At 74.7% G+C, this 22749-nt stretch carries 17 protein-coding genes and 1 pseudogene; 10 read left to right on the forward strand and 8 right to left on the reverse strand.

Annotation, left to right across the window (positions count from 1 at the left end):
* Window positions 1–170: 170 nt before the first annotated feature.
* Window positions 171–3614 carry a ricin-type beta-trefoil lectin domain protein gene (locus ACH4SE_RS17890; protein ID WP_398544342.1) on the reverse strand — a complete coding sequence of 1148 codons (3444 nt, stop codon included), beginning with the start codon at window positions 3612–3614 and terminating at the stop codon, window positions 171–173.
* A 516-nt stretch (window positions 3615–4130) separates the two neighbouring features.
* Here ACH4SE_RS17890 and ACH4SE_RS17895 point away from each other — a divergent pair.
* On the forward strand, window positions 4131–4811 hold the full coding sequence (locus tag ACH4SE_RS17895; protein ID WP_398544343.1) for a response regulator transcription factor: 681 nt from the start codon (window positions 4131–4133) through the stop codon (window positions 4809–4811).
* Window positions 4812–4822: 11 nt separating this feature from the next.
* Window positions 4823–6064: a sensor histidine kinase gene (locus ACH4SE_RS17900; RefSeq protein WP_398544344.1), complete on the forward strand. Its 1242-nt coding sequence runs from the start codon at window positions 4823–4825 to the stop codon at window positions 6062–6064.
* Here ACH4SE_RS17900 and ACH4SE_RS17905 read toward each other — a convergent pair.
* On the reverse strand, window positions 6021–7556 hold the full coding sequence (locus ACH4SE_RS17905) for an aromatic amino acid ammonia-lyase (protein ID WP_398544345.1): 1536 nt from the start codon (window positions 7554–7556) through the stop codon (window positions 6021–6023). The two genes, ACH4SE_RS17900 and ACH4SE_RS17905, sit on opposite strands and share 44 nt — an antisense overlap.
* A gap of 62 nt (window positions 7557–7618) precedes the next feature.
* Here ACH4SE_RS17905 and ACH4SE_RS17910 point away from each other — a divergent pair, with 62 nt between their 5' ends.
* The 4 genes from ACH4SE_RS17910 to ACH4SE_RS17925 are packed head-to-tail and all read left to right on the forward strand — an operon-like array spanning window position 7619 to window position 12889.
* The gene (locus tag ACH4SE_RS17910) at window positions 7619–9193 is read left to right on the forward strand and encodes an NAD(P)-binding domain-containing protein (protein WP_398544346.1); all 1575 of its coding nucleotides are present in this window, start codon (window positions 7619–7621) and stop codon (window positions 9191–9193) included.
* Window positions 9190–10260: an alpha-hydroxy acid oxidase gene (locus ACH4SE_RS17915; RefSeq protein ID WP_398544347.1), complete on the forward strand. Its 1071-nt coding sequence runs from the start codon at window positions 9190–9192 to the stop codon at window positions 10258–10260. The genes ACH4SE_RS17910 and ACH4SE_RS17915 overlap by 4 nt, the downstream gene beginning before the upstream one ends.
* The gene (locus ACH4SE_RS17920; RefSeq protein ID WP_398544348.1) at window positions 10257–11627 is read left to right on the forward strand and encodes a cytochrome P450; all 1371 of its coding nucleotides are present in this window, start codon (window positions 10257–10259) and stop codon (window positions 11625–11627) included. Before ACH4SE_RS17915 ends, ACH4SE_RS17920 begins: the two co-directional genes overlap by 4 nt.
* Complete coding sequence (locus ACH4SE_RS17925; protein ID WP_398544349.1) at window positions 11624–12889, forward strand: cation:proton antiporter; 1266 nt, start codon at window positions 11624–11626, stop codon at window positions 12887–12889. Before ACH4SE_RS17920 ends, ACH4SE_RS17925 begins: the two co-directional genes overlap by 4 nt.
* A 48-nt stretch (window positions 12890–12937) precedes the next feature.
* Here ACH4SE_RS17925 and ACH4SE_RS17930 read toward each other — a convergent pair whose 3' ends face one another.
* From ACH4SE_RS17930 to ACH4SE_RS17950, 5 genes are all read right to left on the reverse strand, one after another.
* Window positions 12938–14419, reverse strand: a complete 1482-nt coding sequence (locus tag ACH4SE_RS17930; protein WP_398544350.1) for a class I adenylate-forming enzyme family protein — start codon at window positions 14417–14419, stop codon at window positions 12938–12940.
* Window positions 14412–15953, reverse strand: a complete 1542-nt coding sequence (locus ACH4SE_RS17935; protein WP_398544351.1) for an NAD(P)-binding domain-containing protein — start codon at window positions 15951–15953, stop codon at window positions 14412–14414. The genes ACH4SE_RS17930 and ACH4SE_RS17935 overlap by 8 nt, the downstream gene beginning before the upstream one ends.
* A 273-nt stretch (window positions 15954–16226) precedes the next feature.
* Entirely contained in the window at window positions 16227–17267 is a 1041-nt protein-coding gene (locus ACH4SE_RS17940; RefSeq protein ID WP_398544352.1) for an NAD(P)-dependent alcohol dehydrogenase, read from the reverse strand.
* Window positions 17264–17449 carry a hypothetical protein gene (locus tag ACH4SE_RS17945; RefSeq protein ID WP_398544353.1) on the reverse strand — a complete coding sequence of 62 codons (186 nt, stop codon included), beginning with the start codon at window positions 17447–17449 and terminating at the stop codon, window positions 17264–17266. Before ACH4SE_RS17945 ends, ACH4SE_RS17940 begins: the two co-directional genes overlap by 4 nt.
* A 198-nt stretch (window positions 17450–17647) precedes the next feature.
* Complete coding sequence (locus ACH4SE_RS17950; RefSeq protein WP_398544354.1) at window positions 17648–18433, reverse strand: helix-turn-helix transcriptional regulator; 786 nt, start codon at window positions 18431–18433, stop codon at window positions 17648–17650.
* 221 nt (window positions 18434–18654) lie between these two features.
* On the opposite strand from ACH4SE_RS17950, the gene folE reads away from it, so the two are divergent.
* Both folE and ACH4SE_RS17960 read left to right on the forward strand, forming a co-directional pair.
* A complete protein-coding gene (gene folE / locus ACH4SE_RS17955; RefSeq protein ID WP_398544558.1) occupies window positions 18655–19239 on the forward strand; it encodes a GTP cyclohydrolase I FolE in 585 nt (194 codons plus the stop codon).
* Between the two features lie 75 nt (window positions 19240–19314).
* Window positions 19315–19695, forward strand: a complete 381-nt coding sequence (locus ACH4SE_RS17960) for an arsenate reductase family protein (RefSeq protein WP_398544355.1) — start codon at window positions 19315–19317, stop codon at window positions 19693–19695.
* 248 nt (window positions 19696–19943) lie between these two features.
* On the opposite strand, the pseudogene ACH4SE_RS17965 reads toward ACH4SE_RS17960, so the two are convergent.
* A pseudogene (locus tag ACH4SE_RS17965) lies at window positions 19944–20312 on the reverse strand (hypothetical protein); the annotation flags it as partial.
* 295 nt (window positions 20313–20607) lie between these two features.
* Here ACH4SE_RS17965 and ACH4SE_RS17970 point away from each other — a divergent pair.
* Both ACH4SE_RS17970 and ACH4SE_RS17975 read left to right on the forward strand, forming a co-directional pair.
* Window positions 20608–22362, forward strand: coding sequence for a hypothetical protein (locus ACH4SE_RS17970; RefSeq protein WP_398544356.1), 1755 nt, complete (start codon window positions 20608–20610; stop codon window positions 22360–22362).
* Window positions 22352–22711 (forward strand): hypothetical protein, encoded by a 360-nt coding sequence (locus ACH4SE_RS17975; protein WP_398544357.1) that lies wholly within the window; start codon window positions 22352–22354, stop codon window positions 22709–22711. Before ACH4SE_RS17970 ends, ACH4SE_RS17975 begins: the two co-directional genes overlap by 11 nt.
* Window positions 22712–22749: the final 38 nt, after the last annotated feature.

Here is a 22749-nt window from a genome sequence, read left to right on the forward strand (position 1 = left end):
CCGGCCTGCCGGGGCGTGCCGCCCCGCGGAAGTGAGCGCTCCCAGAATGCCGTTGGTACATGAGGTGCTCAAGTGGCGGGAGGGCGAACATTTGCCGGGAGATGAGCGAACGCCCGCCCCGCGGACCGGCCGACGGCCCGCGGGGCAGGTGCGGCGCCGCGCCGGGCGGGTCACCGCAGTCGGAAGACCTGCGCCGCGGTGCCGTTGCAGTCGTACAGCTGCAGGGCGTCCCCCTGCTTCGCGAGCCCGCCGCTGTCGTCCAGGCAGCGGCCCGAGGGGGGGTTGAGGAGCGTGCCGTCCGGGCGGGTCGTCCAGGCCTGCGCGCCCGTGCCGTTGCAGTCCCACAGCTGGACCCGGGTCCCGCTCGCCGTCCCGCCGCCCGCCGCGTCCAGGCATTTGCCCAGCGCGTGCAGGGTGCCGTCGCCGGGGGCCGACCAGCGCTGCGCGTCCGTGGAGTTGCAGCCCCACAGCTGGACGGGCGTCGCCGGTGCGGGATCGGCGTTCGCCACGTCCGCGCACAGCCCGCCCGGCCCGGTCAGCGGGCCCGGCGGCAGCTTCCACAGCTGCGCCGCGGTCCCGTTGCAGTCGAAGAGCTGCAGCTGTACGGCGCCGGGCGCCGTGGTGCCGTCCGGGACGTCGAGGCAGCGCCCGGACGCGGGGTTGAGCAGACTGCCGTCCGTGCGGTGGGTCCAGAGCTGGGCCGCGGAGCCGGTGCACGCCGCGAGCGAGACGGCCGTGCGGTTCGCCGTCCCGCCGCCTGAGGCGGTGACGCAGCTTCCCAGCGTGCGCAGCGTGTTGTCGGCCTGGAGCGCGAACTGCTGGCCCGCCGTGTGGTTGCAGCCCCACAGCTGGAGAGCCGTGCCGTCCGCCGCGGAACCGCCGCGCGCGTCCAGGCAGTTGCCCCCGGCCCCGACGACCTCCCCGGCAGCCGGGTTGGCCGTCGCGCTGCCCTGCAGCGCCACGGTGTGGGCGGTGCCCACCGGCAGCGCGGCCGTGGTCACGGTGACCGTGCGGCGCTGCGGGTTCCAGGACCAGTCCGTCTCCGGCACCTGCGTGCCGTCGACCAGCACGGCGGTCGGCGCCGCGGAGTTCGACAGCCGCAGCGTGTACGCCCGGGAGGCGGGCGCGCCGGGCCAGTTGCCGCTCTGCGCGCCCACGGTGAGGGTCCGCGAGGCGTCGTTCCACGACAGCGGCGTCGTCGCCGACTGGCCCGACGTGTAGCCGGTGCCCTCGCCCGCGTCGGTGTACAGCGACGACGAACCGTCGGCGCCCGCCGCCACGTTGACGGTCAGCGCGGTCAGCGGCTGCTGCGCGTTGGCGGCGAGGTCGGTGCGCGTCGTCATCATCCCGCCGCCCCGGACGAGCACCGGGAACTGCCCGAGCGGAGCGGTCGCCGTCACGGTGGCCGGGCCGGTGTACGTGTGCCCGGTGAAGTAGTCGGTCCAGCTGCCCGGCGGGACCCACACCGTCACCGAGCCGTTGCCGGAACCGTCGTCGGGCGTGGTGATCGGCGCCACGAGCACGTCGTCGCCGTAGAGGTACTCGCCCTGAGCGCGGTACGCGTCCTCCTGCGCCGGGTAGTCCAGGTACATCGGGCGGACGATCGGCACGCCGGTCGTGCTCGCCTGGTGCGCGAGGGTGTACGTGTACGGCACGAGTGCCTCGCGCAGCCGCAGCGCCTGCGCCGCGGCGGTCGCGGCCGCTCCCGAGTAGTTCCACGGCAGCCGGTCCCCGTGGTCGGAGTGCAGCCGGTCGACGGGCTGGAAGGCGCCGAACTGGAGCCAGCGCACGTACAGGTCGTCGGCGAGGTGCCCGCCGTGGAAGCTGCCGATGTCGTGGCTGACGTTGGACAGGCCCGCGGCCGCCTCGTCGGCGGTGAAGCGCACCTCGAAGCCGAGCATGTCCCACGTCGCCGGGGTGTCCCCGGTGAACTGCATGCTGGTGCGCCGCTCCGACCACGGCCCCAGCGCGTAGGTGCTGTCGTCACCGCCCTGCTCGGAGCCGCCGACACGGGCGAAGGAGAAGCCGCGCAGGCCCTTGGCCGCCGCGTCGTCGGCGTACGCCTGGTTGATCAGGTTGTCCGGGGCGACGTGCGGGTCGCCGGCCGTCGAACCCCCGCACCCGCCGCAGTAGTCCAGCCACCACTCCCGCACGCCCTGCTTCTCGAACGGCTGGTGCAGGCCCAGGTACGCGCCGAGCTGGGCGCTGCTGGACCAGTCGAAGCGGTAGGTGTTCCCGCTGTCGACGCCCAGCCCGCCCGCCGCGCTGTTCGCGGCGGCGAACTTCGGGTCGTCGCCGTTGATGCTCGGATGGATGTTCATCGCGACCGAGAGCCCCTGCTGTTTCGTCCAGTCCAGGAACGCCTGCGGGTCGGGGAAGAGGGCGGAGTTCCAGTTCCAGCCGTTCCACTGGCTCGGCGACTTCCAGTCGGTGTCCACCACCAGCCAGTCGACGGGCACGTTGTTCGTTCGGAAGGCGGGCAGCAGCGTGTTCTCGTAGTCGGCCGTCGAGTAGGCGTAGTAGCGCGAGTACCAGACCCCGTAGGCCGAGCGCGGCAGGAGCGCGGCGCCGCCGGTCAGGGCGTTGAGGTCGGACAGGCCCTGCTTGTAGTCCTGGCCGTAGCCGAAGAAGTAGCCGTCCTGGTAGGGCGACGTGCCGTGCGAGGGGCGGTCGGTGACGGTGTGCCCGGCGCCGAGCAGCGCGCTGCGGCTGTCGTCGAGCAGGTACCAGCCGTGCCGGTCGAGGATGCCGGGGTGCTCGGGAACGGGGAGCGTGCGCGGGTTGTCCAGTGACCGCGACCAGCCGCCGAGCGTGTCCGCGGGCCCCGCGCCGTAGCCGGTGGTGACCAGGGCGGTCTGCGCCGCCGGATACGCCGTGGCGTTCTGCGCGGTGACGGCGACGCTGTCGATGTTGACCCGGCCGGTGTCGCCGGCGTTCTGCACCAGGGCCAGCGTGTTCGTGCCCGCCGCCAGGTGCACGGTCGCCGACGCCGTCGACCAGGCGTCCCACGAGGACGTCGCGGGCAGGCTCAGCGCGGGCCCGGCGGCGCCGTTCACCCGGGTGGACAGGCTGCCGGTGCCACCCGCCGCGTTGGAGTAGCGGACCTGCAGGCGGTAGTCACCCGCCGCCGGGACCTGCGAGACGTCCTGGCTGATCCCGCTGCCGGTGGCCTCGTATCCGGCGACGAAGGCGCTGCCGGTGTGGCCCGCGTGATCGTACGCGGCCGCCGCCCGCCCGCTGAACAGCGCGTCCTCTCCCTCGCACGCGGTGCCGAAGGCGCAGTACGACGGGAAGGCGGGCTTGGCCTGCACGCCGGTCGCCGCCAGCGTGACGGTGGTGTTGTCCGCGGTGAAGGGCCCGCTGCCCTGCTTCCAGCGCAGCGTCAGGGCGCTGGTCCTGATCTCCCGGTAGCCGTCGGAGCTGACGCCGGTGGTGTACGCGGGCGGGGTGAAGGAACGGTTGACGGCGTTGAAGGTGGCGCCGTCCTGGAAGGCGCCGTCACCGGCGTACTCCAGCCGTATCAGCGTCGGCGTCAGCACCTCGAAGCGCGCGTTGCCGTCCGTGACCGGCACCCCCGCCGCGCCGGCCGCCGACGCTCCGCCGGCGAGGGCCACCAGCAGGGAGGCCAGGAGCCCCAGGCAGGCGGCCAGGAGCGGTCCCTTCCGCCGCGCCGCGCCGGGGCGCCTTCGCCGCGGCGGGTACGCGCGCGGGTGCGGTGGACGTGCGGAGCGAGGGCGCACAGGACCTCCCGGAAATGTCGCTGTCCGACTGACATCGTTGTCACGCAGTCGCGCGCGTCCACACGTTCGCAGGCCGCCCGGGGGCCGCCGGCAACGGGTGTCACGCGGGTGCCCTGCCGACCGGTGGTCCGAGTGTCGACGCGAGGCGCGTACATGTCAACCGGTAGGCCGGCCCCGGCTGCGGCCGCGCAGACCGGGGCGACCGGCCCCGGCCCCGCGGCCGGTGCTGCCGCCTCGTGCCCGAGGGGGTCCGATCCGCCGTGCGGCACGGGTCCCGCGGAGCCGCCGCACGGCCGGCGCCCGCGGCGCGGGAGGGCGGATCCGCTTGGCCGGAACTCAGGTTTCTCCCGAGGACGTTGGGTGGGAAAACCGAGTGACGGGAAGTGAGTGATGGGACACGGGCGAGCAACGGATGCCCCGCGGCTGCTGCTGGTCGAGGACGACCGCGAGCTGGGGGCCATGCTTTTCGACGTTCTGGGGGACGAGGGGTATGCGGTCGACCTGGCGAACGACGGCCAGCGCGGTCTGCACCTCGGCCTGTCCCGGCAGTACGACGTGCTCGTCATCGACCGTCGCCTGCCGGTGCTCGACGGCCTCGACCTGCTCGGCAGGCTGCGGTCACGCGCGGTCCGCGCCCCGGCGCTCGTGCTGACCGCGATGGGGACCGTGCGCGACCGGGTGGACGGCCTCGACGCGGGAGCCGACGACTACCTGGTCAAGCCCTTCGTGCTGGACGAGCTGAGCGCGCGATTACGGGCGCTGTGCCGCCGCGCCGGTGACGTGGGCGACGTCCTGAAGATCGGCTCGGGCCGACTGCACGTGGGCGACCGTGAGGTCGAGCTGGCGGACGGCGCGCGGATCGCCCTGGCGGCACGGGAGTTCTCGCTGCTGTGGCTGCTGGCGGCGCACCCGGGCCTGGTCTACTCGCGCGCGGAACTGCGCAGGACGGTGTTCCGGGAGGCCCCCGCGTCGTCCATCGTCGACACCTACGTCTACTACCTGCGCCGCAAACTCGGACGGCAGGTCGTCCGCACCGTACGAGGACTGGGCTACAGCCTGGGGACCCTGTGAGGACGGGCGCGGTGCCGCCCGAGCGCACGGCGGTGCGCCGGGCGCGGCTGCGGATCGCCCTGATCACGGCGGCGGTCATCACCTTGCTGGTCACCGCCGTCGGATGGGTCTGCGACACCGTCATGACGCGCGCCCAGAACGCCCAGGTGTGGCGGGAACTGCGCTTCGGTGCGGCGGTCGGCGATCTGACGAGGCCGCCGGTGTGCACCTGGCTGTTCGCCGACGGCGTGCCGCAGCTCGCGAACGCACCGGCCGGTTTCCCGCTGGCGGGGGACGTCGGCCAGGTACGCCGGACCGGCCGGGCCGTGGAACGCACCCTCCACCGCGACGGCACGGTCTACCTGGTCCGCACACAGCCGCGTGCCGGCGGCCTGGTGGTCCAGGCGGTGTTCGACATGCGCTACCAGCTGGCCGACCGCACCCATCTGTGGTCCGCGCTCGGTGCCGCCGAGGTGGTGGGGCTGCTCGCCTCGGTGGGCGCCGGGGCACTCCTCGGGCGGGTGTCCGTGACGCCGCTGGCCGAGGCGCTCGCGCGGCAGCGCCGCTTCGTCACCGACGCCAGCCACGAACTGCGCACCCCGATCACCCAGGCCTACACCCGGGTGCAGGTGCTCTCGCGGCAGGCGGCCGCGCAGAAGCTGCCCGACGGGCACCGCGAGGGCCTGGACCGGCTCACCGGGTCGCTCGGCCGGCTCGGCGAGGTGCTCGACGACCTGCTGCTGTCGGCCAGCCTGATGGCGGGCCCGGCGCGGCAGTCGGACCACCGGCCGCTGGACCTGGCGGCCCTGGCCCGCTCCGTGGCCGCGGAGGAGTCGGAGACGCTCGACGGCCGCGTCACCCTCCTCGTGGACGTCCCGCCCCAGCCCGTGCCGGTGAACGGCGTCGAGTCGGCGCTGCGCCGGGCCGTCGGCGAACTGCTCTCCAACGCCGCCCGCCACACCCCGCCGGGCGGCAGGATCGAGATGACGCTCGGCCGCGCGGACGGCACGGTCACGCTGACGGTCTGCGACACCGGACGCGGTTTCTCTCCCGCCGAGGCGGAGCGGCTGTTCGAGCGCTTCCACCGCGGCGGCGACGACGGCCGGTACGGGCTGGGGCTCGCCCTGCTGCGTGAGGTCGTCACCCGTCACGGCGGCACGGTCACCGCCTCCAGCCGTCCGGGGCACGGTGCCCGGTTCACCATCCGCCTGCCGGCCTGCGGCCCGCCGCTCACCCCCGGTCCGCCGCACCAGGCGACGGCAGGCCGTACGTGACCACGAGCCGGGCCGCGGCGCGGACGTCCGCGTCCAGCGGGCGGTCCGGCTCGACGGCGGGTACCGCCCCGGCGAGGGCGTCCAGGAGCGCGGCGCACCGCGGCGCGGTCGGGCGGCGGGCCCCGACGTGCGCTGCCTGGCGCAGCCCCAGCGCGAGGGACCCGCACAGCAGGTGGAGCAGCTCCGCCGCGTCGTAGGCCCGCAGGGCCGCCTGGGTGCCGAAGGGCACGACATCCTGGTTGTGGAGGTTCGTCGGCAGGCTCTGGACACTGGCCGGCGCGGCGGCCCGCCGGATCTCCGCGACCAGCGCGGTGGTGGCCAGCTGGACGCCCTGCAGCCCGTGCTGCGCCCCCGGGGTGGCCGTCAGCATCGGCGGCAGGCCCCCGTTGCGGACGGGGTCGACCAGCAGGTCGAGCTGACGCTCGGCCAGGTTGCCCAGCTGGGCCGTGACCAGGGCGAGCAGGTCCGCCGCGAACGCCGCGGGCTGCCCGAAGAAGTTGCCGCCGTGCACCACCTTCCCCCGCTCCGGGCCGTCCGGGAGGAACAGCGGGTTGTCGCTGACGCCGTCGAGATCCGCCGCGACCACGCCGTCGATGTGGCGCAGCGCGTCCTCCGCGGCGCCGAGCAGCTGCGGGGCGCAGCGGATGCTGTAGGGCTCCTGCAGCGGCCTGCTGCCGGAGGGGGCGCCGCCGCCGAGCATCTCCCGCATCCGGACGCCGACGTCCCGCGCGCCGGGATGGCCGTAGGCGGCCAGCAGGTCCGCGTCGAGGAAGGCGGTGTCGCAGCCGAGGAGGTCGGCGAGCAGCGCGGTCAGGTCGGCGAGCGCCCGGTGGGCGTCGCGGACGGCGTCGCGCGCGAGGGCGGTGGCCGCGGTGGTGACCGGGGTGCCGTTCACCAGGGCGAGCGCGTCACGGCCGTCCAGGGTCAGGGGGCGCAGACCCGCCGCGGCCAGGGCGTCGGCGGCCGGCAGGCGGCGGCCGTCGAGGTAGGCGTGGCCGCGTCCGCGGAGGGCCTGCGTGGCGTAGGCGAGCGGGATGAGGTCGCCGCTCGCGCCGACCGATCCGTAACGGGGCACCGCCGGTGAGAAGGTCGTCGCGAACATCGCGGCAAGGCGCTCGACGACCTCCTCGGAGACCCCGGACAGCCCGCGGGCGAGCGTGCGGGCGCGCAGCAGCAGGGCCGCGCGGGTGATCTCCTGCGGGAGGTCGGGCCCCTGGCCGGCGCCGAGGTGTGCCAGGGTGTTGTCGCACTGGTCGGCCTCGGAAGCGCGTCCGGCGTATCCGGCGAGTGCGCCGAAACCGGTGGTGGTCCCGTAGATCCGCGGCCCGGCGCCGTCCTCGCCCTGCCGGAGGGCGCGGAAGAGGCGTCTGCCGCGCCCGACGCGCGCCCGGACCTCCTCGTCGACGACGACGGTCAGCGGTGCGGCGGCCCGGCGCAGCGCGCCGGCGCCGAGGGGGCCGGTGAGACGGACGGTCTGCGACGTGGTGGACACGTACGGGAACGTAGGCGGGCAATCTCAGAGCGCTCTGAAATCCCGTGGATAGCTTCCGCTCCATGACGCACGACTACGTGATCATCGGAGCGGGCCCGGCGGGCCTGCAGCTTGCGGCCCTCATGGAACGTGACGGCGCCGACTACGTCGTCCTCGAGCGCGGCGCGGGCCCCGGCACCTTCTTCCGGCGCTTTCCGCGCCACCGCCGCCTCATCTCCAACAACAAGGTGCACACCGGGTACGAGGATCCGGAGCTGCGGCTGCGGATGGACTGGAACTCCCTGCTGAGCGACGACCCCGAGCTGCTGTTCACCCGGTACAGCCCGAGGTACTTCCCGCCGGCCGACGAGATGGTGCGCTACCTGACGGACTTCGCCGCCCGGACAGGGGTCCGGGCGCGGTACGGCACCGACGTGGCGCAGGTCTCCCGGGACGGTGCCGGCTTCGCCGTCACCGACCGCGCCGGGGAGGTGTGGCGGGCCCGGCGCCTGGTCGTCGCCACCGGCGTGTCCCTGCCCTACCTCCCACCGGTCCCGGGTATCGAACTGGCCGAACGCTACGACACCTTCGACCCGGCCCCGGAGTCCTTCACCGACCAGCGGGTCCTCGTCGTCGGCCGCGGCAACTCCGCCTTCGAGACCGCCGACAGCCTCATGGAGCACGCCGCGGTCATCCACGTCGTGGGCCCCGGGTCGCTGCGGCTGGCCTGGCGGTCGCACTACGTGGGCCACCTGCGCGCGGTGAACAACAACTTCCTGGACAGCTACCAGCTGAAGGCGCAGAACGCGCTGCTGGACGGCCGGGTCCTCGCCGTACGCCGCGAGGCCGACGGCTTCCGCGTGCCGGTGGCCTTCGACCGGGTCGGCGGGGCGGTCAAGGAGCTCCGCTACGACCGGGTGATCGTCGCGACGGGCTTCCGGTTCGACGCCTCCTTCTTCGACGACTCCTGCGCGCCGGAGCTCGTCGTCGACGACCGCTTCCCGGCCATCACCCCCGTCGGCGAGTCGGTGAACGTCCCCGGGCTGTACTTCGCCGGGACGATCATGCAGGGGCACGACTTCAAGAAGGCGACGACCGGATTCATCCACGGCTTCCGCTACACCGTCCGCGCCCTGCACCGGGCGATACGCCGGCGCCACCACGGCGAGCCCTGGCCGCAGACCGCCCTCGGCACGTCCACCGAGCGGGCCGTCGAGACGGTCATCGCCCGCGTCAACCGCTCCTCCGCGCTGTGGCAGCAGTTCGGCGTCCTCGGGGACGTGCTCCTCCTCGGCCCGGACGGCACCCTGCGCCACGTCGAGGAGGTGCCGGTCGCCCACGTGCCGGACGCCGTGCGCGCCGGGGACTTCGGGGCGGTGGACGCCCACGCCGTCGTCACCCTCGAATACGGGGCCGGCCACGACGAGGTGGATCCCTTCGACGTGTCGGCGGGCCGCAGCTCCCGGCCGGACGCCACCGGGCCGGACGGCCGTTACCTGCACCCGGTCGTCCGCTGGTATCGCGACGGCGCGTTCGTCGCCGAGCACCACCTCACGGAGAATCTGGAGAACGCCTGGGACAGCGAGGAGGGCCACAGGGCGCCGCTGCGCGCGTTCCTCGCGGCGCACACGAGCCAGGCCGCCCCGGTGACGCCGTGACGCTGCGGGCGCTGCGCGAGGCCGCGCGGGAGGTTCTGGACCCCGTCCACTACGACTACGTGGCCGGCGGCGCGGGCGAGGAGCGCGTCCTCGCCGCCAACGAGCGCGCTTTCGACCGCTACGCGCTGTTGCCGCGCGTGCTGCGCGGCAACGAGGCGCGGGACACCTCCGTCCCGCTCCCGGGCGCCCGGCGGGCGTCGCCGGTCGTCGTCGCCCCCACGGCCTTCCACCGCCTGCTGCACCCGGACGGCGAACGGGCCACCGCACGCGCCGCCGCGGCCGAGGGCGCGGTCCTGGTGACCGGTGCGGCGGCCACGACCGCGGTCGCCGACGTCGTCCGCGCGGCCCGCGGCGCGGCGGCCGACCCGGCGGTGTGGTTCCAGCTGTACCTGCACCCCCGCCCCGAGGTCACGGCCGCGCTCGTACGGCGGGCCGAGGACGCCGGCTGCACGGCCCTGGTCGTCACCGTGGACTCGCCGGTCCTCGGCCGGCACACCCGGGACCTGCGCAACGGCTTCACCGACCTGCCGCCCGGATACGCGGCCGAGAACATGCGCGGCCTGCCCGGCGGCCCGCCCGGCGCCCTCACCGACATCCCCATGTCGCCCGCGGCCACCTGGCGCGACCTCGGCGGGGTCCTGGGCGCGACGGCGCTTCCCGTGGTCGTCAAGGGCGTCCTGCACCCGGCGGACGCGGCGGTGGCCGCCGCCGAGGGCGCCGCCGCGGTGGTCGTCTCCAACCACGGCGGCCGCCAGTGCGACGCCGTCCCGGCGGCCGTGGACTGCCTGCCCGCCGTCGTCGACGCGGTCGCGGGCCGCGTCCCGGTGCTGCTCGACGGCGGGGTGCGCCGGGGCAGCGACGTCGCCGTCGCCCTCGCGCTGGGGGCGGCGGCCGTCGGCGTGGGGCGCCCGGTGGCGTGGGGCCTGGCCGCGGACGGGGAGCAGGGCGTCCGGCAGGTGCTGGCGACCCTGCGCGACGATTTCGACCACACGCTCGCCCTGTGCGGAGGGAGCCGCACCGCGGACCTGACGCGGGACATGGTCGTCCGCAGGGACGCGCCGTGGTGAGCCGCGGCACCGCGCCGGACGGCACCTGGTGGTTCCCGCGCGCCGTCGTGGCGCTGCGCGGAGCGATCTTCGAGAAGGTCAACGGGGACCGGGCCGTGACCCTCCCCGGCGCCACCCACGGACCGGAGGTGTTCGAACGGGTCTACGCCCATCCCGCCGCGGTGGGGCGGAGCGCGGGGGCGGGCCTGTCGGACCTGTTCTGGTACTGGCTCTCGCCGGGCCCCGAGGTCCACCAGGAGCACCTGGAGCCCGGGGAGCGCTACGAGGACGTGGCCGCGGCGACCCGGCGCATCCTGGCCGGGAGCTCCGCGGCGCACGAGGCGGCCGCGGCCCGCGCCGTCGCACGCGTCCTGGACGAGCTGCCCGGACACCGTGTCAGCCTGGTGCGGCTGCGGGACCTGGTGATGCCCGCATGGGCGGAGTTCTCCTACGAGCTGGTGTTCAGGGAGCCGTGCCCCGCCCGGGCCAGGGAACTGATCACCGCCCACGCGGGCGACGTCATCGACTCGCTGAAGTGCACCGCGCTGCGCCACCCGCGCCGCCGCGCCCGCCTGACGGCGTATCTGCACCACCGCGTCGCCGCCGGTGACGTGCCCCACCGGCTGCCGGCCTCGCTCTCGCTGCCCGAGCAGGTGCACTACCTCCAGGGCACCTTCTTCAACACCGCCGTCGTGCAGCTCTCGGAGGCCACCGCCCACCTGCTGCTCGCCCTCGCCCACCACCCCGGCGTCCAGCGGCGGCTGGCGGCCGACCCGGCGGACGCCACGGGCTTCGCACACGTCCTCGACGAGACGATGCGGCTCTTCCCGCTGTTCGGCATCGCGCACCGGATCACCAGGGGCGAGATCCCGCTCGACGAGGACACCGTGCTCCCGGCGGGCACCGTGGTGTGCTTCAGCTACCCCGACTACCACGCCACGGGCTACGAGCGCCCGGCCGAGTTCGACCCCGGCCGCTGGACCTCGCTGTCGCCGCGGGACGCCCACCACATCCCCTTCGGCATGGCGGCGAACCGCCCCTGCCCGGCATGGCGGCTGTCGCCGCTGGTGCTGCGCGCCGCCACCCGGGAGGTCCTCGGCCGCTTCCGGCTGGAGTCCACCGCCTCGCACACCCGCTCCATCCCGAACCGGGCCCCGTGCCTGCTGGTCCCGCACACCGCCGCGCCGGCGCCGCGCCGTCTGGCGGCGCTGCGCGGATACGTCAGGCTGCGCGACCGGGCCGAGGACGTCACCCGCGGGCTGACGCAACTGGCGCTCGGCACGGTCATGGTGCTGCACGCCCGCCGGCTGAGGCCGGCCGCACGCCACTTCGACCACGCCGAGGCCGGGGGCTGCCCGGCCTCCCGACCTGAAGGAGAGCCCCGATGAGTCCCACGGAGCTCGGCCCCGCGTTCTTCCTCGCCGCCGTGGCGATCCTGGCCGCGTGCCGGCTGGTCAGCCGGGTGCTCGGCCGGTTCGGTCAGCCGCCCGTCGTGGGCGAGATGCTGGCCGGCGTGCTGCTCGGCCCCTCGCTGCTCGGCGCGCTGCTCCCCGGCGTCGAGAACCACCTGTTCCCGCACGAACTGCGGCCGGTCCTCTACGTCGCCGGGCAGATCGGGCTCGTCGCGTTCATGTTCCACGTCGGCTGGGACTTCCGGGTGGACCGGCTGCGGTCGGTCGCCAGGGCCGCCGCGATGGTCTCCGCCACGGGCGTGCTCGTCCCCGTGGGCCTCGGCGTCGCCCTCGTGGTGGCCGCGGGGGAGCGGACGGGCATCCTGGCCGGCAACGTGTCCATGACGGTGTCGGCCCTCTTCGTCGGGGTCGCACTCGCCGTCACCGCCTTCCCGATGCTCGCACGGATCATCGACGAGCGCGGTCTGGCCGGCACCCGGCACGGGTCGCTCTCGCTGGGAGCCGGCGCGGTGGACGACGTGGTCGCGTGGGTGCTCCTGGCGGGCGTGCTCAGCTTGGCCCACGGATCGGCCGGGCTGGTCTCCAAGGCCGTTCTCGGGGGGCTCGGGCTGGTGCTGGTCATGGCCGTGGTGCTGCGCACGCAGGGCCGCATCGCACGGCTGGCCGAGCGGACGGCGCCGGACCACCTGTTCTGGATCGTGGCCGGTGCGCTCTTCGTCGTGGCCTGGTACGCCGACGTCATCGGCCTGTACGCGGTCTTCGGCGCCTTCAGCCTGGGCGTGGTGTTCCCGCGGTCGCCGCGGCTGGACCGGACGGTGCGGACGCTCAACCCGGTGGGCACGCTCTTCGTGCCGCTGTTCTTCACCTACTCGGGGCTCAACACGGACTTCACACTGCTGGGCTCGGGCCGGGTGCTGCTGTTCACGGCCGCCTGCGTGCTGTTCGCCGTGGCCGGGAAGTTCGGTGCCTGCTGGTTCGCCGCACGCGCCGCCGGCGAGCCGAACAGGGTGGCGCTGCGGGTCGGCGCGCTGATGAACGCACGGGGCCTGATGCAGCTGGTGGCGCTCAACCTGGGGCTGGAGGCGGGAATCGTGACCCGGGCGATGTTCAGCGCCCTGATCGTGGTCGCCCTCGTCACCACCACCATGACGACTCCGCTGCTCACACTGATCGAGCGGCGCGACCGGGCGCCGCGCGAGTCCGGCCTGCTCCCCGTCGCGGCGGCCGAGGTCGGCTGAGCCGGCGTGTCCCCGGTGCCGTGCGCCGGGGACACGCGCACGCGCCCGTCAGACGTGCCCGCGCGCCAGGTCGGCCAGCCGCCGCTTGTCCGGCTTGCCCGCCGCGGTGAGCGGCACCTCGGTGATCGGTGTCAGGCGGACCGGCGCGCAGGCCTCGCCCAGGTGCGCGGTCACCAGCGCGCGCATCTCCTCCAGGCTGGGGAGCGCGCCCGCCGCGGGCACGGCGAAGACGTGGACGGCCTCGCCGGTGCGGTCGTCCGGGACGGCGACGGCGTACGCCTCGGCCACCGCCGGGTGCCCGGCGAGCAGCCGCTCGACGGGGCCGGTGTAGTGGACGTTGGCGTTCACGATGACGATGTCGCGGGTGCGGCCCGTGAGCCACAGCCGGCCCCGGTCGTCGAGGTGCCCCAGGTCGCGGGTGCGTACCCAGCCGTCGACGAACACCTCGGCGGTGAGGGCCGGATCGTCCCAGTAGCCGCAGCCCTGCCCGGGGGTCCGTACGAAGATCTCGCCGTCCGTGCCCGCCGGGACGGGGCGTCCGCCGGGATCCCTGATCTCCAGGTCGACGGGCGGTACGCCCAGCGAGCCGGGCGCTTCCCCCGGGGTGGCCATGGAGATCATGCCGGTCTCCGTCTGGCCGTACCCGTGGAAGACGACGGGACCGAGCAGCTCCGCCGCCTCGCGCAGCAGACCCGGCGGCGGCGGGGACCCGGACACCATCAGCGCGCGCAGACCGCCGAGGCCGGAGGGCGACCTCCGCGCCTGCGCCACGAGTTCCGCGAGCCGGGCCACGGTGGTCACGCTCGCGCTGGCCCGGTGGCGGACGAGGGCGGCGGGGAGGCCCGCGGCCTCGGCGGTGACGAGCACTCCGCCCGCGGCCAGCGTGAGGAGCCCGTACTCCATCACCACCTGGCTCGCCAGGGTGCCGAGGACGAGGAAGCGGTCCAGGCGCGTGGCGAGCTCGCGGACCGCCGGGGGCCAGGCGTCCGGCCGCAGTGCCCAGCCCGCCGTCATGGCCGCGTAGGTCTGGGCGCACGCCTTGGGCTCGCCGGTGCTGCCGCTGGTGTGGATCAGCCGGGCGACGTCCTGCGGGCGGGCGGTGACGCGCGGGCGCACCGCGGGGTCCGGCGCGGACAGCAGGTCGGCCAGGGCGAGAGCGGGTACGGGCCCGAGCACGTCCGCGGCGCCGGGCCGGTCGGTGACCGTGCAGACGACGCCGGAGGCGAGCCGGTGCTCCTGGCGCGGCGTCAGGCCCTGCCGGATCCCGACGACGCGCGCGCCCACGACGTGGGCGGCGACGACCGCCGCGAACTGGCCGGGCCCGGCGCCGAGCAGCATCGCCACACCGTCGCCCGGTCCCACGCCGTGCCCGCGCAGCCCGGCGGCGGCGCGCCGTACCGAGGCCAGGAGCCGGCTGCCGGAGACCGCCTCGCCGGCGTGCTCGAAGACGGTTCGTCCCCCGGCGTCGGCGAGCAGGTCCAGTACGGCCCCCGGGAACTGCTCGCCGACACCGGGGGGCTGCTCAGCCAAGGCACGCCCTCACGAAAGCGGCGAGCGGCCGGCGGTGGACGGCGGGGAGGTCCCAGTCGTTCTCCAGGTTCTCCGCCATGTGGTGGGTGCCGTCGAGGACACCGTCGCGGTAGTGGCGCACGACGGGGTGGAGGTAGGTGGACTCGCCCGCGTGCTCCGCGTCGTTCTCCGCGACCCGCGGGACGGTGATGTCGAACGGGTCGTGGGCGTCGTGCCCGGCTCCGTACTCCAGGTCGACGACGAACCGGTGCTCCGCCGGGCCGAGACCGCCGTCGCCGACGTAGCCGAGCGGGACCTCCTCCTGGTAGGCGGCTTCACCGCCGTTCACACTGACGGCGTCGCCGAGGAAGCCGAACTGCTGCCACAGCCCGGACGAGCGGTTGACCCGCTCCACGAGGGCGTCGGCGATCGCGTCCGGCGCCGCGGCGAACCGTACGGCGGGCCAGGGCGTCCCGTGGTGGCGGGCGGCGAGGATGCGGTGCAGGGCGCGCGCCCCGTAGCGGTAGCCGTGGATGAAGCCGTTGGTGCCCCGCTTGAAGTCGAGCTGCTGCGTCAGCGTCCCGGCGAAGTACAGGCCCGGCACGTTCACCGACTCGTAGGCGGGGGTCTGTTCCGGGAAGCGGTCGTTGATCACGAGCGCGGGACGGCAGGTCGCGTCGAAGGGGCGGGCGTCGAAGCGGAATCCGGCGCACAGCACGACCCGGTCGTAGCGCAGTTCGCGCAGCCCCTCCACCGTCCGGGCGTAGCGGAACATCACCCGCAGGCCCCCGTCGGGGGCCTTCTCGATACTTTCCACCGTGCCGTCCAGGACGGCGTTCTGCGACTTGAGCTGGTAGGTGTCCAGGAAGTTGTTGTTCACCGCGCGCAGGTGGCCGACGAAGTGGGTCTGCCAGGCCAGCCTGACGGAGTGCGGGCCGGCGACGTGGATCACCGCGGCCTTCGCGACGAGGGAGTCGGCGGTCTCGAACGCGGAGTTGCCCTTGCCGAGGACCAGCACCCGCTGGTCGGTGAAGGAGGCCGGATCGGTGTCGAACGCGTCGTAGCGCTCCGCGAGTTCGATCCCGGGGATGTCCGGCACGTTGAGCCGGGACAGCCCGCTCGCCACGACGATCCGTCGCGCGTCCCACGTCCGGCCGTTCCGGTCGAGGACGGTGAAGCCGTCGTCCGTACGGGAGATCCGGACGGCCTCCGTCCCGTACTCGACGGCGGCGCCGGTGTGCCGTGCGAAGTCGCGCAGGTAGCGCACGTAGTCGTCGGCGGCGGGGAAGTAGTCCTCGGTGTACCGGCCGAACAGCAGCGGCGGTTCGCTGATCAGCGAATTCCAGTCCATCCGCAGGTTGCGTTCCGCGTCCGGGGACCCGGTGTGCACCTTGTTCACCGATATCAGTTGGCGGTGCCTGGGGAACACCGTGAAGAACGTCCCCGCCGCGGTTCCGCGTTCCAGGACGGCGTAGTCGCGCCCGTCGCGCTCCAGCAGGGCGGCGAGCTGAAGTCCGGCCGGCCCGGCTCCGATGATGAGGTAGTCGCGCAGCATGGGGCCGGACGCTACCGGCGCGACATCAGAAGCCTCTGAGATTCCTGCGGGGGGCTCCCGCCCGGCCTGCGGGCGACGCGCGGGAGCGGTGGCCGGTGGTGGGTGAGAACGCCTGCCGCCGGAGGGTGCCGGTCGCGGCGGCCGTCCGGCGGACCCGTACACCGTACGCGTCCCCGTGCCGGGCACGCGTCCGCCGGGGCCCGGGACGCCTGCCGGGCACGCGGGCGGATCCGGCATCCACCCCTGCCGGGCCCGCCCGTACGCCCTGGCCCGTCAGCCGTTGGGGAGGATGACCGCGCGGCCGTTGATGCTGCCCTCGTGCAGCCGCTCGTACGCGCGCGGCGCCTCGTCCAGGGAGAAGGTCTCGGTGTGCACGGAGACGGCTCCGTCGCGGGCGAGGGCCAGCACTTCCTGGAGTTCGGCACGGGAGCCCCAGTAGGGAGCGCTGACGCAGACCTCGAACGGCAGCACCCCGAAGCCGACGGGCAGCGTGCCGCCGCCGATGCCGACCAGGGACACCTCGGCCTCGACCCCGGCCACCGCACCGGCGATCCGCACGGTGGGTGCGGCGCCGACGAAGTCGAAGACGGCCTGGGCACCGAGGCCGCCGGTCAGCTCGCGCACCGCGGCGGGCGCGTCGTCGTCGGAGAGCACCGCGGCGTGGGCCCCGACCGTGCGGGCGAGCGCGAGCTTGTCCTCGCTGACGTCGAGGGCGACGACCCGGGCCGGGCTCAGCGCCCGCAGCAGCTGGATCGCGGTGTGCCCGAGGCCGCCGGCGCCGATGACGACCGCGGTGGAGCCCGGCACCAGCTTGGGCAGCGCACGCTTGACGGCGTGGTAGGGGGTCAGGCCCGCGTCCGTGAGCGGGACGGCCGCCACCGGGTCGAGGCCGTCGAGGGGCACGAGGTGGCGCGGGTCGTCGACGAGCAGGTACTCGGCGATGGCCCCGGGCGCGCCCAGGCCGGGCGGGCGGATGCCCAGCTCGTCGGCACGCAGGCAGTAGTTCTCCTTGCCCTCCGCGCACTTGGCGCAGCGGCCGCAGCCCCAGGGCCCGTAGACGGCGACGGCGTCGCCCTCGCTGACCCCGGTCGTGCCGGGTCCGAGCGCGGCGACGGTGCCGACGCCCTCGTGGCCGAGGGTGAGCGGCAGCGGGTACGGGAAGCTGTCCGCGGGCCAGCTCATGACGGCGATGTCGCTGTGGCACACGCCCGCGGCGGTCACCTTCAGCAGCACCTGGCCGGGGCCGGGCTCGGGGTCGGGAGCGGTCACCACCTCGGGAGCGGCGCCGACGGTGCGGTACTGGAGTGCTTTCACGGTGGTCCTCCTGTGCGGGGGAGTCGGACGGCGGTGCAGGCGCCGTCGACGGGGCGGCAGCCGCCGGTGGCGAAGGTGCCGTCGCCGAGCAGGAAGGCAATCGGCCCGACGGCCTTCCCGGACCGGCCCGGCCGCCCCGCCGGGCGCAGGACGGCGAGCACGGCACGGGGCTGCCCGTCCATGCTGCGCAGCAGCGGTGCCCCGGCGAAGCCGGGACCGGCCGCGTTGCCCCGGACGCCCCGGGCGGAGTATTCGGCGGCGGCCGTTCCGGTCAGTCCGGCGGCCTACCCGGCGGACGGCGGCGGTCCGCCGACGCTCCGGCCCCGCCGCTGCCGTGACGCTCCGCGTCGTGCCGGAGCCGCCGCGCGGGCGCGAGCCGTTCAGCCGGGCAGGGCGTCCCGCTCGCACCCGGGACCGGCGGTCTCCTCGCCGGCGGGCGCGGGCGCGTCACCCGGGGCGCGCAGCTCCACGCAGCACCTGCCCGGGTGGGGCGCGAGGACGGCGGCCACGCCGGCCGCTTCGAGACCGTCGAGCATCCCTGCGAGGAAGGCGTGGTTGAGGCGGCAGACCAGATCCGCCGAGCGGGCCGCGAGCTGGTGGAACGGGCAGTTCAGCAACCGGATGCAGGTGGGTGCGTGCCGCTCGGGCTCGAAGCCGTGCCGCGTGAGCAGCGGTTCGCCGGCGGTGAGGGACCGCTCGGGGCCGAGGCGGCCGGGCCGGACCCGCTCGCGCTCGGCGGCGCCGACCGCCCTGCCGTGCTCCCGGGCGGTGCGCAGCGCCGCCGCGCGGGCGTCCTCGCCGGGCTGCTGGGCCAGGACGGCGTCGAGGAGGATCCCCGCCATGACGTCGGGGCGGCGTTCGGGGATGCTGACGCGGATGTCGGTGCCGGCCGGCTGGTAGACCTTCGGTCTGCGGCCGACCCGGCGGGCGCCGCCCGGGTTGCCGTACGAGGCGTGCAGCAGGCCGGCGGCGACGAGCTTGTCGAGGTGGAAGGCGGCGAGTTTCGCGGAGATCCCCGCCTCGGCGGCAGCCTCCTCGCGGGTGACGGGGCGCCGGGCGCGGCGGGCGAAGGCGTACATCCGGCGGCGCTGCTCGTCGGCGAGTACCGCCACCGCTGCGACCGGGTCGTCATCCGGCGGTGCGGGAGAAGCGGGGGGAGTGGCCACCTCCTCACCATAACGCCGACGTCCGTGGCCGTAACCTTCCGCGCACCGGATGGACATGGGCTGCTTGACCGTCACGGCGAATAAGACCAATACTCGTTGGCGAAACAACTGCGAGGAGGTCCGCCGTGACGAGTGCGCCGCACTGCCGAGCCCAACGGCCCGCCACCGTGCCGGCCCGCGATGCCGCCGAGGACGCGGCCGCGACGCAGCCGGCGCCCGTACTGCGGGTGGTGCACAGCACGGACGGCGTCGATCTGGCGGCCGCGGAGGAGGCGGCCCGGAACTTCCTGGAGGCGCTCGGGGTGCGGACCGGGAGCGAGTCCCTGCGCGGGACCCCGGGGCGGATGGCCCGCGCCTACGCCGAGCTGTTCAGCCCCCGGCCGTTCGACCTGACCACCTTTCCCAACGACGAGGGCTACGACGAGCTCGTCCTCGCCCGGTCGATCCCCGTCCGGTCGGTGTGCGAGCACCACCTGCTGCCCTTCGTCGGCACGGCCCACGTCGGCTACCTGCCCGCCGACCGGATACTCGGCCTGTCCAAACTCGCCCGCGTCGTGGAGCACTTCGCCTGCCGTCCGCAGGTCCAGGAGCGGCTGACCAAGCAGATCGCCGACTGGCTCCAGGCCCAGCTCGCCCCCAAGGGCGTCGGAGTGGTGATCGAGGCCGAGCACAGCTGCATGACCCTGCGCGGCGTGCAGGCGACCGGCTCGACCACGGTCACCTCCAGCCTGCAGGGCCTGCTGCGCGACGACCCGCGCTCCCGGGCGGAGTTCCTCGGGCTGGCGGGCAGCCGCGTGGCACCCTGAACCGCGAACCCGCGCCTTCCCCCCGGGGGCGCCGTCCTGCCCGGCGGCGGCCCATGCGACAGAAACGGCGAGACCTTGGAGATCTGGATCAACCCCGCCTGCTCGAAGTGCGCTTCCGCGCTCTCCCTCCTCGACGAGGAGGGCGCCGCGTACACGGTGCGCCGCTACCTCGACGAACCGCCGACCGCCGCGGAGCTCACCGCCCTGCTCGGCCGGCTCGGCCTCGAACCCTGGGACATCGCCCGGACCGGCGAACCGGTGGCGGCCGAACTCGGCCTCGACTCCTGGGACCGCGACGCGGCCGCCCGCGCCCGGTGGGTCGACGCGCTGGCCGCCCACCCGGCCCTGATCCAGCGGCCGATCATCACCGCGGACGACGGCACCGCAGTGGTCGCCCGGAGCCCGGAGGCCGTCCGTGCGGCCCTGCCGGCCGCCGCGCGGCCCGCCTCCCCGTGACGGGGGCCGCGCACGGGCCCGGCAGGCCTACCGGGTGAAGCCGAACCAGTCGACGTGCGCGTCCGTGGAGAAGCCGGAAGGTGAGGCGCCGTCGGGCTGGTTGCCGCCGCCCGCCACGAGCAGGGAGCTGCGGTTGAGGGCGCCGGCCGGCCGGGCCGCAGCACGCCGCGGGCGTCGCCGCCGGAGTTGTACAGCGGCCCGCCGGCGCAGCCGAAGATGTCGACCGCGCTCGGCTCGGTGAACGGCACCCCGTTGGTGTTCAGCCCCGCGAAGACCGGCGTGCCTCCGGAGAGGCTTCCGGTGCAGGGGCCGATGCTGCCCTGGCCGTTGGTGGTCAGGGTGTGGGACTGGTAGGAACTCCGCGCCCTGTCCAGGCAGGTCGGCCAGTAGCCGCCGAAGTCGACGGGGGAGTGGGCGGGCGCGAGGATGCGCAGCGCCGCACCCGAGGAGTCGGCGGCCACCCGACGGGCCGCAGTCAACCAGCAGTACCTGCAACGCCACCGGGACCTGAAAGCCGAGGCAGAAGTCGTCCGCGCGCACCTCGCCGACAGTCGGCTACGAGTCGCAGCCGCAACTGCGGCCCGCAAGGATGCCGCCCCGGAGGTGGGGAACCGCATGCTGTCCCTCCCGGCGCGCACGCCTGCGGCGTTGCAGGGCTCACCCGGGACGGCCCGCGGCGAGGACGGCCCTCCGCCTCGCCGTCCGCGCGCACCGGCACCGGCTGTCCCACCCTCCGGGAGGCCTGGTCCTCCGGCGGCGCTTCGCTGTCCGGCCTGCCCGGAAGGCGTGTCACCCGGTAGAGGGACAAATGGTGATCCGCCACGTTCCGGCGGCCTATGCTGATGCACCCTCGGCACGCCTCGTCGTCACGAAGTCCGCTGTTCCTGTCGGGGTGGAGCACCGAGGAGTGCGATGAGTACCACCGGCGTCCCCGCACAGCCGCAGGCGCAGCCCGTGGGCGGGAATCCGCCCTCACCGGCCGTTCCTCCGCACGCGAGCGAGGCGACCCGCCTGCTCTGCGTGGGGACGTATCTGGACGCGGAGTACCGGGACCGTGTCGTCGAGGAGCTGTACCTCAGGGACCAGCGTGTCGTGGCGCCCTCGCTCGGCATCGACGCCGCCCGGGTCCTCGCGCACGCCCTGCGGGCCCGGCGGACGGAACTCGCCTGGGCCGTGGGGATGGTGTGCCTGCTGGCCATCGGCGCGGCGGCCACCCGCGGGTGGCTTCTGCTCCTGGCGATTCCGGGACCGCTGCAGGCGTTCGGACAGCGGGTACGGGGCTCGGCCGACGCCCCGCCGACGCGTCGTCGTGTGCCCTCCTTCTGGCTCCGCTGGCTCGGACGCCTCCTCCTCGCCTACCTGTTGGTCGCCATCCCGGCCACCGCCTTCGGGCAGGACGTCGGCGTGGGTCACGGCGTGGGCAGCGTGCTGAACTACGTTCGCGGGTTCCTGCCCCGCATGCTCGAGTTCCTGGTGCCGCAGGTCGGCTCCGGCGGGATCGGCCGGTGGAGGGCACGGCTCGCGCTGGCCGTACTGCTGGCGATCGGCGCCTGTGTGGCCGGAGAGCAGCTGCAGCTGACCCGGGTGCTGCGTGGCGCGCTGGCCAGGCGGCGCTTCGCGGACGTGGCCGCCGACCCGGCCGAGCGGGCCGGCCGGCGCTACCCGCGGCTCGGTGCCCGCATCCGGCTCGAACAGCACGCGCCGCTGATCATGTACCACGAGGCGCGTCCGTTCTGCGGGGCCGGTAAGGCCCATGACACCTGGGTGCTCGCGGTCGAGCTGCGGCGGGACGGGACGAGGCGGACACAGCCCCTCGGGAACGGCACGGTCCTGGCCGCGGTGCGGCCGTTCCTCGAGCAGTTGCGCCAGGTCGCCGAATCCGCCGAGCAGAACGGCAGGGCCGTACGGGACCGGCTGCGCCGACTGGAGATCGACGAGTGCGTGTTCCTCCCCGTGGAGGGGCTGCGGCGGCGTGAGGACGCGCCGTACGCCCCGGACCAGTTCGAGCAGCACCGGGCGCGTGCCGTCGAGGAGGGCGGCGAGAAGCGCCGGCACTTCCTGCGGATCAGGGTGGGCGGCTGGGAGGAGGAACTGGTCGTCACGGTCTTCGTACGCGTCCACACGCAGGGCCGGATGCTGATGCTGGAACTCGCCCCGCACGTCCTCTTCCCGGTGCGCGCGGACTACAAGGACGCCGACCACGCGGTCTACCGCTTCACGAACAACAACGTTCTCGGGAAGACGGCCTACATCCTCACGCATGTGCCCGGCGCGCCCGGACTGGCCCTGGTCACCCTGGGCCGTCGCATCGTCGGCGGCTGGCGCCGGCTCACCGGCGAGTTCACCGGCGCGACACCCGAGGGCCCGGCCGTGTCCGTGCGCGAACTCGCGGCGGAGCCGGAAGGATCCCGGTTCCAGTCCATGGACGTGGACCGTTACCTGAGGAGCGTGCAGGACCGCATCGCCTACGGCGTGAAGGCGGCGATCGCGGAAGCCGGCTACCAGACGGGTGAGTTCGTCCAGAAGGTCGTCAACATCAGCAACGGCGGTGTCAACATCGACTCGGTCGACGGCAGCACGTTCGCCATCGGCGACCGCGCCCGGGCCGTCACGACAGGCGGTGCGCCGACGCCGCCGCTGAGGGGATCCCAGAACGATGACCAGTGACAGCCCCCAGCCGAATGTCACCATCGGTGACGTGTCCGGCAGCACGTTCGCCATCGGCAGCCACGCGCACGCCGAAAGCCGCCAGGGCGGCACCGCGCCGGTCCAGGGCGACACCGCGCGACTCCTGGCCGCCGTCCGGGAGTTGAGGGCCGACCTCGGCAGGACGCGGGTGACCGGACGGACGGCGGACCTGGACGCGGCGCTGGCCGGGACGGAGGACGAGATCACGAGCACCGGAAGTCCGGGCGAAGGTCGTCCGGCACGCCTGCGAGAGCTCCTCACGGACGCCAACTCGCTGGTTGCCGTGCTGAGTTCGGCGGCCACGCTGGCCGGCCTCCTCGGAATGTGAGGGCAGCGGGCAATGACCGGGGAACAACGCCGATGGAA

This window comes from Streptomyces sp. NPDC020983 (assembly GCF_044333485.1).
Taxonomy (GTDB): domain Bacteria; phylum Actinomycetota; class Actinomycetes; order Streptomycetales; family Streptomycetaceae; genus Actinacidiphila.